Origin of the sequence: Pelomonas sp. KK5 (assembly GCF_001984095.1) — a bacterium.
GTDB lineage: Bacteria > Pseudomonadota > Gammaproteobacteria > Burkholderiales > Burkholderiaceae_C > KK5.
The window spans coordinates 1-11,635 of the sequence record NZ_LYVQ01000214.1 but is presented as its reverse complement, the minus strand read 5'-3'; the positions used below and the strand labels follow the sequence as shown (position 1 = coordinate 11,635).

The following is an 11,635-nucleotide window of genomic DNA, read 5'->3' as shown; positions in this document are numbered from 1 at the left end:
GACCAAGGGCGACGCCCTGGCCGCCGGCGCCAAGCCTGCCGCCGTTGCCGCCCCGGTCGCCGCGCCGGTGAACCCGGCCGTGGCCAAGCCGCTGCCTTCCGTCGCTGCTCCCGCGGCCGTGAACCTGGGCGACCGCCCCGAACAGCGCGTGCCGATGTCGCGCCTGCGCGCCCGCATCGCCGAGCGCCTGGTCCAGTCGCAATCGACCAACGCCATCCTGACCACGTTCAACGAAGTGAACATGGCCCCGGTGATGGAGATGCGCAAGAAGTTCCAGGAGAAGTTCGAGAAGGAACACGGCGTGAAGCTGGGCTTCATGAGCTTCTTCGTCAAGGCCGCCGTGGCCGCGCTGAAGAAGTACCCGGTGCTGAACGCCTCGGTGGACGGCAACGACATCGTCTACCACGGCTACTTCGACATCGGCATCGCCGTCGGCTCGCCGCGCGGCCTGGTCGTGCCCGTGATCCGCAACGCGGACCAGATGACCTTCGCCGACATCGAGAAGAAGATCGCCGAGTTCGGCCAGAAGGCCAAGGACGGCAAGCTGTCCATCGACGACCTGACCGGCGGCACCTTCTCGATCTCCAACGGCGGCACCTTCGGCTCGATGCTGTCCACGCCGATCATCAACCCGCCGCAGTCGGCGATCCTGGGCGTGCACGCCACCAAGGACCGCGCGGTGGTGGAGAACGGCCAGATCGTCGTCCGCCCGATGAACTACCTGGCGATGTCCTACGACCACCGCATCATCGACGGCCGAGAAGCCGTGCTGGGCCTGGTGGCGATGAAGGATGCGCTGGAAGACCCGGCTCGCCTGCTGTTCGACATCTAAGCGGGACGACTGACTGATGAGCACCAAGAACTTTGACGTCGTCGTGATCGGCGGCGGCCCCGGCGGCTACATCGCCGCCATCCGCGCCGCGCAGCTCGGCTTCAACACCGCCTGCATCGACGAGTGGAAGAACGAGAAGGGCGGCCCCGCGCCCGGCGGCACCTGCACCAACGTCGGCTGCATCCCGTCGAAGGCGCTGCTGCAGTCCAGCGAGCACTTCGAGCACGCCAGCCTGCACTTCGCCGACCACGGCATCTCCACCGGTGAGGTGAAGATCGACGTGGCCAAGATGCTGGGCCGCAAGGACACCGTCGTGAAGCAGAACAACGACGGCATCCTCTACCTGTTCAAGAAGAACAAGGTGACGTTCTTCCATGGCCGCGGCTCGTTCGTCGCCGCCAAGGACGGTGTGTACGAGCTGAAGGCCGGCGAGGAAAGCATCACCGCCACCCACGTGATCGTCGCCACCGGCTCCAACGCCCGCCAGCTGCCCGGCGCTCCGTTCGACGAGGAGACCATCCTGTCGAACGACGGCGCGCTGCGCATCCCGTCCGTGCCGAAGAAGCTGGGCGTGATCGGCTCCGGCGTCATCGGCCTGGAACTGGGCTCGGTGTGGCGCCGCCTGGGTTCCGAAGTGACCGTGCTGGAAGCGATGCCGGCCTTCCTGCCGACCGTGGACGAATCGGTTGCCAAGGAAGCCGCCAAGCTGTTCAAGAAGCAGGGCCTGAAGATCGAGCTGGGCGTGAAGATCGCCTCGGTCACCAAGGCCGATGGCGGCGTCACCGTCGCCTACACCGATGCCAAGGGCGCCGAGCAGACGCTGGCCGTCGACAAGCTGATCGTCTCGATCGGCCGCACCGCCAACACGATCGGCCTGAACCCCGAGGCCGTGGGCCTGGCGCTGGACGAGCGTGGCATGGTCACCGTCGACCACGACTGCAAGACCAACCTGCCGAACGTCTGGGCGATCGGCGACGTGGTCCGCGGCCCGATGCTGGCGCACAAGGCCGAAGAGGAAGGCGTGGCTGTTGCAGAACGCATCGCCGGCCAGCACGGCCATGTGGACTTCGACATCATCCCGTCGGTGATCTACACCAGCCCCGAGATCGCGCAGGTCGGCAAGACCGAGCAGCAGCTGAAGGCCGAAGGCCGCGCCTACAAGGCCGGCCAGTTCCCCTTCCTGGCCAACGGCCGGGCACGCGCGCTGGGCGACACCTCGGGCTTCGTCAAGTTCCTGGCCGACGCCACGACGGACGAGATCCTGGGCGTGCACATCATCGGCCCGATGGCCTCGGAGCTGATCTCCGAAGCCACCGTCGCGATGGCCTTCAAGGCCTCAGCCGAAGACATCGCGCGCATCTGCCACGCGCACCCGAGCCTGAGCGAATCGACGAAGGAAGCCGCGCTGGCGATCGACAAGCGCACGCTGAACTTCTAAGTTAGCCCTCCGGCGTAGAAAGAAGGAAAGGGGCGGCCACAAGTCGCCCCTTTTTTCCATCGAGATCCATGATCATTTCCGTCACCGAGCTGTACGAGCAGACCCTGAAAGAGCGCGGCTACACCGCCGACCCCGCGCAGCTCCGCGCGGTGGCGGCGCTGCAGCGCTGCCAGGACGAATGGGCCGCCTACAAGGCCCGCCGCTCCAACGCGGTGACCAAGCTGCTGGTGCGCCCGCCGCTGCCGCGCGGCGTCTACATGTATGGCGGCGTGGGCCGCGGCAAGAGCTTCCTGATGGACTGCTTCTTCCAGGCCGTGCCGCTGACGCGCAAGACGCGGCTGCACTTCCACGAGTTCATGCGTGAGGTGCACCGCGAGCTGCAGGAGCTGAAGGGCATCGCCGACCCGCTGGAGGAACTCGGCAAGCGCATCGCCAAGCGCTTCCGGCTGATCTGCTTCGACGAGTTCCACGTGGCCGACGTGACCGACGCGATGATCCTGCACCGGCTGCTGGACTCGATGTTCAAGCACCGGGTCTCGATCGTCACGACGTCCAACTTCAAGCCCGACGATCTGTACCCGAACGGCCTGCACCGCGACCGCATCCTGCCCGCGATCGACCTGCTCAACGAGAAGCTCGAGGTCATCAACGTGGACAACGGCTTCGACTACCGGCGCCGCACGCTGGAGCATGTGGACCTCTACCACTCGCCGCTCGATGAAAAGGCGGAGGCCGCGCTGACGCAGACCTTCGAGTCTCTCGCCGAGGCCAAGGAGGAAGATCCGCTGCTGCACATCGAGCACCGCGAGCTGCATGCCAGGCGCAAGGCCGGCGGCGTGGTCTGGTTCGACTTCCAGACCCTCTGCGGCGGGCCACGCTCGCAGAACGACTACCTGGAACTGGCCAGCCGCTTCCACACGCTGATCCTCTCGGGCGTGCCCGAGATGCCGCCGCGCCTGGCCAGTGAGGCGCGCCGCTTCACCTGGCTGGTGGACGTGCTCTACGACCGCCGCGTCAAGCTGATCATCTCGGCCGCGGTGCCGCCGGAGCAGCTGTACACCGAAGGGCCGCTGGCGCACGAGTTCCCGCGCACGGTCTCGCGGTTGCAGGAGATGCAGTCGTCCGAGTACCTGTCGCTGGAGCGGCGCGAGGTCGATACTTCGCTGACATGATCGATGCGTTCATGAAGCTCCTTGTTCCGACCCTGTTGCTGCTGATGTTGTTCAACGCCTTGGAGGCGCATGCCGCCGCCGACGAGCGCGGCGAACTGCTGCGTCAGCGCCGGGCAGTCGAGTCGCGCTACCAGGCCGAAAGCCAGGCCTGCCAGCAGCGTTTTCTCGTCAACGACTGCGTGCAGACGGCGCGGCTGGAGCGCAATGCCGCGCTGAGGCCGCTGGATCAGCGTCTTCAGCAGCTCGATGTGCAGGAGCGCCAGCAACGCGCCAGGGAACACGACCAGCGCGTCGCCGATCGCCAGCGCGAGTTCGCCGCCGAGGAAGGGCGCCGCCGCACCGAAGCGCTGCGCCAACCGCCTTCTGCTGCTGACGGCAGGCCGGCCGAGACCCTGCCGGCCCGCTCGCTGCCTGTCGACCCGGAGATCCATGCCCGCGCGATCACGCGCCAGGCCGACGATGCCGCCGCAGCCGCGGCGCGCGAACGCGAGCAGGCCAGCCGCCGCCAGCGCTTGGTGCTGCAGCATCAACAGGATGCGCAGCGCCGCCAGGCGGAGCGCGAGGCGAAGCAGCAGTCGAGCGGCCGCCCGCCGGCCAAGCCCTTGCCGCTTCCGAGCGCGGCCGAGATCGCGGCCACGGCCGCATCCGCAGCCAGCCGCTGATCAGGCCAGCGCTTCGACGCGGACGATCGCCAGCGACAGGTTGTCGCCGCTGCCGCTGGCCCGCTCGCGCGCCTTGCTCAGCAGCAGCTCGGCCGCCTCGCGCGGCGAGACGCTCTCCAGCACCGAACCCAGCTCGCGGGCGTTGAAGTAGTGCCAGAGCCCGTCGCTGCAGCACATCAGCGTGTCGCCCACCTGCAGCGCCTCGATCAGCGCGGTGCTGACGGTGGGCTCCTGCACCGTGCCCAGGCAGCCGGTGAGCAGGTTGCCCTGCGGATGGACGGCGGCCTCGGTCTCGGTGATCTGGCCCTCGTCGACAAGGCGCTGCACATAGGAGTGGTCCAGCGTGCGGCGCAGTTGCCGCGAGCCGCGGAAGTGGTGGATGCGCGAGTCGCCCGAGTGAATCCAGTGGCAGCTGCGGTCCGGCAGGATCAGGAAGGCGGCCAGCGTGCTGTGCGGCTCCTCTTCGGCGGAGAGGGCGGTCAGCTTGATCATCAGGTGGGCCTCGGAGACGATCTGGGCCATCAGGTCGACGGCGCTCTCGGTCTCCGGGGAGAAGCGCTCGAACAGCTGGCGCGCGGTCAGCACCACCTGGTCCGCCGCCTTGCGGCCGCCGCTCTTGCCGCCCATGCCGTCGGCCACGACGGCCAGCACGCAGCCGGGCACCACCGGGTGGACGAGCACCTCGACCTGGTCCTGCTGGTAGGCGCGGTCACCGCGGTGGATGCCGGTGGCGGCGCTGAGGCGAAAGCCTGGGGAGCTGCGGGTCATGGGCTAACTATAATTTGAGACGGAAGCCGGCACGCCCGGCAAACACCTGATCCCCACTTCCCCTTGACCGAACCAACTCCCAGCGATCTGGAGCAGTGGGTGGCTGCAGCCTTCGACGAGGGCGGGCCGCTGGCGCGCTTCGACACCGGCTACAAGCCGCGCGAGCCGCAGCTGCAGATGACGCAGGCCGTGGCCCGTGCGATCGCCCGCCGCGAGAGCCTGGTCGTCGAAGCCGGTACCGGCGTGGGCAAGACCTATGCCTACCTCGTGCCCGCCCTGCTGGCCGGCCAGCGCGCGCTGATCAGCACCGCCACCAAGAGCCTGCAGGACCAGCTCTTCCTGCGCGACCTGCCGCGCCTGGCCGAGGCCCTGCAGGTGCCCTTGCGCATTGCGCTGCTGAAGGGGCGCGGCAGCTACCTCTGCATCCACCGCATGAAGATGGCCCGCCATTCGGCCGAGCTGCCGGACCGGCGCGCGGTGGCGGCGCTGGCGCGCATCGAGCTCTGGGCGCAGCAGACGGTCAGCGGCGACTTCGCCGAGATCGACGGCCTGGACGAGCGTTCGCCGGTGATCCCGATCGTCAGCTCCAACCGCGACAACTGCCTGGGCACCGAATGCCCCGAGTACCAGCGCTGCCACGTCGTCAAGGCGCGGCGCGAGGCGATGGAGGCCGACATCGTCGTCGTCAACCATCACCTGTTCTTCGCCGACATGACGCTGCGCGAGAGCGGCGTGGCCGAGATCCTGCCGAGCGTCGAACTGGCCGTGTTCGACGAGGCGCACCAGTTGGCGGAGGCCGGCGTGCAGTTCCTCGGCACGCTGCTGGGCACCTCCCAGCTGATCGACTTCGGCCGTGACGTGCTGGGCCTGGGCCTGGCGCAGGCGCGTGGCCTGCAGGACTGGCAGGCGCTGCAGTCGCGCCTCGAACTGGCCGCGCGCGAGCTGCGCCTGGCCTGCGCGGGTTCGCAGCGCGAGGTGCGTGGCATCTCCAAGCTGGCCTGGAAGGAGCGGGCCGGCCAGCCGGAGCTGGCCGCCGCGCTGGCCGAGGTGGATGGCGCGACCGCCCAGGCGATCGAGCTGCTGTCCACGGTGATGGAGACCTCGCCGGACTTCGCCCGCCTGCACGAGCGCGCCGTCGAGCTGCACCGCCTGGTGGCCTTGTTCGCCCGCGAGCCGGAGGCCGCCGACGTGCGCTGGATCGACCTGAGCCCGCACCAGGCGCGACTGGTCGAGTCGCCGCTGGACATCCGCGAGGCGATGCAGGAGCAACTGGCCCGCGCGCCCAAGGCCTGGATCTTCACCTCGGCCACGCTGGGCGAGGACGAGCGCCTGAGCTGGTTCACCGAGCCGGCGGGCCTGGACGACGCGACCGTGCTGCGCGTCGGCAGCCCGTTCGACTACGAGGGCCATGCGCGGCTCTACATCCCGCGCGCCTTCCCCAAGCCCGCGGAAGCCGAGCATCCGCTGGAGGTGGGCGCACTGGCCGGCCGCTGCGCCCGGGCCCTGGGTGGCCGCACCTTCGTGCTGACGACGACGCTGCGCGCGCTGCAATCGATCTCCGACCAGCTGCGGGCCGAGTTCGAGTACCACGGCGATTCGATCGTCGTGCTGCAGCAGGGCACGGCGCCCAAGCGCGCGCTGCTGCAGCGCTTCCTGGACGAGCCGCGGGCGGTGCTGGTCGGCTCGGCCAGCTTCTGGGAAGGCATCGATGTGCCGGGCGACACGCTGCAGTGCGTGCTGATCGACAAGCTGCCCTTCCCGCCGCCGGGCGACCCATTGGTCGAGGCGCGCGTGCAGCGCCTGGAGGCCGCCGGCCGCAATGCCTTCAGCGAATACTTCATCGCCGAGACGGCGATCGCGTTGAAGCAGGGCGGCGGGCGCCTGATCCGCACCGAGCGCGACAAGGGCCTGCTGGTCGTCTGCGACCCGCGCATGGCCACGATGAACTATGGCCGCCGACTGCGCGGCGCACTGCCGCCGATGACGCGGCTGGAGACCGAGGACGAGGCGCTGGACTGGCTGGAGGCGCTGGCCGCCGAGCGGGCGTAACGCCCTCCTTCAGCTCACCAGAGCTTCCACCAGGCCTTCTTCTCCTGCGGGCTGACGACGTAGACGCTTTGGGGGAAGTTCAGCTTCAGCACGCGCTGGGCGTCGTCGCGCAGCTGGGTCAGGCCCAGCTTGTCGTAGCTCTGAACCATCAGCTGCAGCGCTTCCTCGGCGGCCGGGGCCTTGGGGAAGTCGGCCAGGGCGCGCTGGGCGCGGTTGGCGGCGGCGATGAAGGCGTTGCGGTTGTAGTAGTAGCGGGCCACATGCACCTCGTAGGTGGCCAGCGTGTTGGTGATGTAGTCCACCCGCGTGCGCGCGTCGTCGGCGTACTGCGAGTCGGGGAACTGCTCGATCAGCTGGTTGAAGGACAGCATCGCGTCGCGGGCGGCCTGCTGGTCGCGCTCGGAGATGTCCTGGCCGGCCAGGCGGCCGAACAGGCCCAGGTCCTCGTTGAAGTTGACGATGCCCTTCATGTAGAGGGCGTAGTCCATCGCCGGGCTGGACGGGTTCAGCTTGATGAAGCGGTCCAGCGCGGTCAGCGCGGCGGCGCGCTCGTTGGCCTTGTAGTTGGCCCAGACCAGGTCGAGCTGCGCCTGCTGCGCCATCAGCGTGCCGGCGGCGCGGCCTTCGACGCGTTCCAGCGACTTGATCGCGCGGTCGTAGGCGCCGGCGGACAGGTCTTCCTTGGCCTCTGCGTACAATTTGTCGAGGCTGGCCTGGGAGTTCGGGTCGTCCTTCGGGGTCGAGGAACAGGCCGCCAGGGCCAGGAGGCCCGCCAGGGCCACAACACGAGCCGCTGCGCGCTCCGCGCTTTTATTGATCATGATCCCAAACGGACAGTCCAGGCGACTGCCCCTGCTGAATACGGAGCGCCGATTATATGGACCAGCCCATCAACGACTGGACCGACAACGAGAGTGAAGAGTCGGCCGCGGAAATCCGCGAGGCCGATGTGGACGCCGCCGGCCATGGCTCGCGGCTGGATCGCTGGCTGGTGCAGCTGGCGCCGGAGTTCTCGCGCAACCATCTGCAAAGTCTTGTGGAGCGCGGCTGCGTCAGCATCGACGGCGCGCCCTGCGCCAAGGACGCCCGCAAGCTGAAGGCCGGCGAGCGGGTGCGCATCGAGCTGCTGCCCACCGAGGAGAGCCGCGCCTTCCGCGCCGAGGCGATGGACCTGCCCATCGTGTTCGAGGACGAGCACCTGCTGGTGCTGGACAAGGCGCCGGGCATGGTGGTGCACCCGGCGGCGGGCAACTGGTCGGGCACGGTGATGAACGGCCTGCTGGCCCACCACGCGCTGGCGGCCACGCTGCCGCGTGGCGGCATCGTGCACCGGCTGGACAAGGACACCAGCGGGGTGATGGTCGTCGGCAAGACGCTGCCGGCGGTGACCGCGCTGGTGCGCATGATCGCGGCGCGCGAGGTGCACCGCGAGTACGTGGCGCTGGCCTGGGGTCGGGTGGACGAGGAGGTCGTCGTCGACGCGCCGCTGCGCCGCGACCCGGTCTCGCGGGTCAAGATGGCCGTGCTGCACCACGGCAAGCCCTCGCGCACCGACGTCTACCTGCTCGACGAGGCCGAGGTCGAAGGCCGCCCGGTTAGTGCCGTGCACTGCGTGCTGCACAGCGGCCGCACGCACCAGATCCGCGTGCACCTGGCCCACATCGGCCATCCGCTGGTGGCCGATGCGATGTACGGCGGGGCGCCGGCGCTGGGCCTGGCGCGGCAGGCGCTGCATGCGGCGAGGCTCTCCTTTGCCCATCCGATCACCGGCGAAGCGCTGCAATTCGATGCGCCCTTGCCACAGGATCTGGCCCTGGCATGGACCAGTCTCGGGCTGGATGCGCCCGAGCTGCCGCAACGGCCGGCGTGAAGCGCATACAATACGGCCCAGCCAGATGCGGTGAGCAGCATGCATCGGCAGCGAAGTGCGAAGCCAGAGCCTTGATCCGGAGTGGGTCATCCTCGCCAAGCCGCACTGACCCCTTGACCAGTTGAACCCCTGACGCCGCGGGCGACGTTCCATCTTTTGGGAACCCCGCAGGCCGACGGCCCCTGGACCCAACCCGCGACGTTTCGGGCATGACGACGAAAGTCAATGAACACACAGGATGCGAAGCGCGTCCTTGAGACCGCGCTGATTTGCGCCCAGCAGCCCTTGACCCTGCGCGAGATGCGCAGCCTGTTCGCCGACGAGGTCGGCCCGGACACGCTGCGCGCCGTGCTGGACGAGCTGAGCCGCGATTGGGAAGGGCGCGGCGTCGAGCTGGTGGCGGTGTCCAGCGGCTGGCGCTTCCAGAGCCGGCCCGAGCTGCGCGAGTACCTCGACCGGCTGAATCCCGAGAAGCCGCGCCGCTATTCGCGCGCCGTCCTCGAGACCCTGGCCATCATTGCCTACCGCCAGCCGGTCACCCGCGGCGACATCGAGGAGATCCGCGGCGTCGTCGTCTCCTCGGAGATCGTCAAGCAGCTCGAGGAGCGCAACTGGATCGAGGTGATCGGCCACCGGGAAGCCCCCGGCCGGCCGGCGCTCTACGCCACCACCCGCGAGTTCCTGGACGACCTAGGCCTGGCCAGCCTGGAGCAGCTGCCGGCGCTGGAAGTCGGTGCCGCGCCCAGCCAGGAGCTGGCCGATGCCGCCGGCCTGCAGGGCCTGCTGCTGGAACCCGAAACCCCCGCCGAATCTCCTTCATCCGAATCACCATCCCCCGCGCCTGTCGAGACGAGCGACGCAGGCGTTACCGCTCCAGCCGAGCCGCTGGACTCCCAGCCTGAAGACGCCTCCGAACCGGGGCAAGACCACGCATGACCGCATCCAACGACACCGAATCGATCCAGCCGGACGAACTGCCCAGCGCCGAAGCCACCGCTGCACCCAAGCGCAAGCGCGCGCCGGCCAAGCCCAAGGCCGAGGCCGAGGCGGCTGCCGCACCCGCCGAGGGTGGCGAGGCCACGCCGGCTCCGGTGAAGACCCGAGCGCCGCGCAAGACGGCGGCCGCGGCGGCGGCTGTGGAGGCCGCACCGGTGGCCGAGGCTGCAGCGCCGGTCGAAGCCGCAGCGCAGGAGCCGGCACCCAAGCGCCGCGCGCCGCGCAAGCCCAAGGCGGTCGAGGCAGCTGCGGTGGAGGCACCGGTCGCCGAGGCGCCTGCCATCGAGGCGGCTCCGCAGACCGCGCCCTTGTTCTCGCTGGCGCCCGAGGCGCCTGTGGTCGAGGCGAGCCCGGCCGAAGCGGTAGCCGAGGGCAGCGACGAGGGTGACGAGGAGGCGGGCTCCGACGAGCGCGGCGGGCGTGGTCGCAACCGCCGCCGCGGGCGCAACAAGGATCGCGATGGCGCCGAGCCGCGCGAGAACGTCGGCAACAACAACGGCAACAGCAATGCAGTTGCCGCCGCGCCGGAAGCGCTGGCCGCCGCCGGCGAGCGCTTCGCCCAGGTCCTGGCCGGCGAGTTCGACTCGCAGGACGAGGCGGCGGAAGCCGCTGAGGAGGCCGCGTCCGAAGGCGAGGAGGGCGCCGACGTCACCAAGCGCGTGCTCGCCCCCGAGCCCGACGCGCCCAAGCTGCAGAAGGTGCTGGCCCAGGCCGGCATCGGCTCGCGCCGCGACATCGAGGACATGATCGCCGAGGGCAAGATCGAGGTGAACGGCGAGGTCGCCCACATCGGCCAGCGCATCTCCTTCGGCGACCGCGTCTCGGTCAACGGCAAGCCGATCAAGGTGCGCATCTCGCCGCCGGCGCCGCGCATCCTGGCGTACCACAAGCCCACCGGTGAGGTCGTCACCTTCAACGACCCCGAGGGCCGTCCCACCGTCTTCCGCCACCTGCCCAAGCTGCACCAGGGCAAGTGGCAGTCGGTCGGCCGCCTGGACCTGAACACCGAAGGCCTGCTGCTGTTCACCAACTCCGGCGAACTGGCCAACCAGCTGATGCACCCGCGCTTCGGCATCGAGCGCGAGTACGCGGTGCGTGTGCTGGGCACGCTGCAGCCGGACCAGAAGGCCAAGCTGCTGGAAGGCGTGGAGGTCGAGGGCCAGAAGGCGGCCTTCAAGAGCATCGAGGACGGCGGCGGCGAGGGCGTCAACCGCTGGTACCGCGTCGTCATCACCGAAGGCCGCAACCGCGAGGTGCGCAAGCTGTTCGAGGCCGTGGGCCTGACGGTCAGCCGCCTGATCCGCATCCGCTACGGCAGCGTGGTGCTGCCGCGCGGCCTCAAGCGCGGCGTCTGGATCGAGCTGGGCGAGGACGACACCCGCGCGATCCGCCGCCAGGCCGGTGGCGGCCGCGACGACCAGCAGCGCCGCCAGCAGCAACAAGGCCAGCAGGGGCAGCAGCAGGACGGCGGCGGCAGGAACAACAACAGCAACGCCAACAAGAACGACCGCCGCGCCAACACCCGCGGCGCCGGCCCGCGCCCGAGCCGGCCGCCGGAAGCGCCGCCGCGCATCGAGCGCCAGGAACGCGAAGCGCCGCGCGCCGAACGCTTCGACGACGAGGAAGACGACGACTTCATCCCGCGCAACATCAACCCGCTGGAGCAGACCTTTGACCGCCGTTTCGCCACCGGCAGCAAGAAGATCCCGCAGGGCTTCGGCGCCGGCGGCAGCCAGCAGCGCGATGCTGGTGGCCAAGGCAAGAACCGTGGCGGTGGTGGTGGCAACAAGCAGGGCGGTGGCCCGCGCGAGCCGGATCCGATGCAGACCTCGATGGGCTATATCGGCG

10 protein-coding genes are annotated in these 11,635 nt (G+C 69.5%); 8 read left to right on the top strand and 2 right to left on the bottom strand.

The annotated features are described in order from the left end of the window. The 4 genes from odhB to B0W88_RS25055 all read left to right on the top strand — a co-directional run. A partial coding sequence (gene odhB / locus B0W88_RS25070) for a 2-oxoglutarate dehydrogenase complex dihydrolipoyllysine-residue succinyltransferase (RefSeq protein ID WP_077037334.1) occupies positions 1–832 on the top strand: 832 nt, incomplete at its 5' end. A gap of 16 nt (positions 833–848) precedes the next feature. Next, positions 849–2,270: a dihydrolipoyl dehydrogenase gene (lpdA, locus tag B0W88_RS25065; RefSeq protein ID WP_077037333.1), complete on the top strand. Its 1,422-nt coding sequence runs from the start codon at positions 849–851 to the stop codon at positions 2,268–2,270. A gap of 68 nt (positions 2,271–2,338) precedes the next feature. Beyond that, a complete protein-coding gene (zapE, locus tag B0W88_RS25060) occupies positions 2,339–3,442 on the top strand; it encodes a cell division protein ZapE (RefSeq protein WP_144006952.1) in 1,104 nt (367 codons plus the stop codon). Positions 3,443–3,453: 11 nt separating this feature from the next. Then, positions 3,454–4,104, top strand: coding sequence for a hypothetical protein (locus B0W88_RS25055; protein WP_144006951.1), 651 nt, complete (start codon positions 3,454–3,456; stop codon positions 4,102–4,104). Here the strand turns inward: B0W88_RS25055 and B0W88_RS25050 are convergent, their stop codons facing one another. Beyond that, entirely contained in the window at positions 4,105–4,872 is a 768-nt protein-coding gene (locus B0W88_RS25050; RefSeq protein ID WP_077037331.1) for a PP2C family serine/threonine-protein phosphatase, read from the bottom strand. 63 nt (positions 4,873–4,935) lie between these two features. On the opposite strand from B0W88_RS25050, the gene B0W88_RS25045 reads away from it, so the two are divergent. Then, the gene (locus B0W88_RS25045; RefSeq protein ID WP_077037330.1) at positions 4,936–6,921 is read left to right on the top strand and encodes an ATP-dependent DNA helicase; all 1,986 of its coding nucleotides are present in this window, start codon (positions 4,936–4,938) and stop codon (positions 6,919–6,921) included. A 14-nt stretch (positions 6,922–6,935) separates the two neighbouring features. Here the strand turns inward: B0W88_RS25045 and B0W88_RS25040 are convergent, their stop codons facing one another. Then, a complete protein-coding gene (locus B0W88_RS25040) occupies positions 6,936–7,742 on the bottom strand; it encodes an outer membrane protein assembly factor BamD (RefSeq protein ID WP_077037329.1) in 807 nt (268 codons plus the stop codon). A gap of 56 nt (positions 7,743–7,798) precedes the next feature. Between B0W88_RS25040 and B0W88_RS25035 the strand changes: the two genes are divergently transcribed. The 3 genes from B0W88_RS25035 to rluB form a co-directional block, all read left to right on the top strand. Then, the gene (locus tag B0W88_RS25035) at positions 7,799–8,791 is read left to right on the top strand and encodes an RluA family pseudouridine synthase (protein WP_144006950.1); all 993 of its coding nucleotides are present in this window, start codon (positions 7,799–7,801) and stop codon (positions 8,789–8,791) included. A 225-nt stretch (positions 8,792–9,016) separates the two neighbouring features. Beyond that, positions 9,017–9,727: an SMC-Scp complex subunit ScpB gene (scpB, locus tag B0W88_RS25030; RefSeq protein ID WP_077037328.1), complete on the top strand. Its 711-nt coding sequence runs from the start codon at positions 9,017–9,019 to the stop codon at positions 9,725–9,727. After that, positions 9,724–11,635 (top strand): 23S rRNA pseudouridine(2605) synthase RluB (gene rluB, locus B0W88_RS35230; RefSeq protein WP_077037327.1); only part of this gene is annotated, 1,912 nt, incomplete at its 3' end. The genes scpB and rluB, both read left to right, overlap by 4 nt.

Excerpts from the sequence above, each read along its gene's own strand:
- lpdA (WP_077037333.1), top strand. The coding sequence starts at position 849 with ATGAGCACCAAGAACTTTGACGTCGTCGTGATCGGCGGCGGCCCCGGC.
- zapE (WP_144006952.1), top strand. The coding sequence starts at position 2,339 with ATGATCATTTCCGTCACCGAGCTGTACGAGCAGACCCTGAAAGAGCGC.
- B0W88_RS25055 (WP_144006951.1), top strand. The coding sequence starts at position 3,454 with ATGAAGCTCCTTGTTCCGACCCTGTTGCTGCTGATGTTGTTCAACGCC.
- B0W88_RS25050 (WP_077037331.1), bottom strand. The coding sequence starts at position 4,872 with ATGACCCGCAGCTCCCCAGGCTTTCGCCTCAGCGCCGCCACCGGCATC.
- B0W88_RS25040 (WP_077037329.1), bottom strand. The coding sequence starts at position 7,742 with ATGATCAATAAAAGCGCGGAGCGCGCAGCGGCTCGTGTTGTGGCCCTG.
- B0W88_RS25035 (WP_144006950.1), top strand. The coding sequence starts at position 7,799 with ATGGACCAGCCCATCAACGACTGGACCGACAACGAGAGTGAAGAGTCG.
- scpB (WP_077037328.1), top strand. The coding sequence starts at position 9,017 with ATGAACACACAGGATGCGAAGCGCGTCCTTGAGACCGCGCTGATTTGC.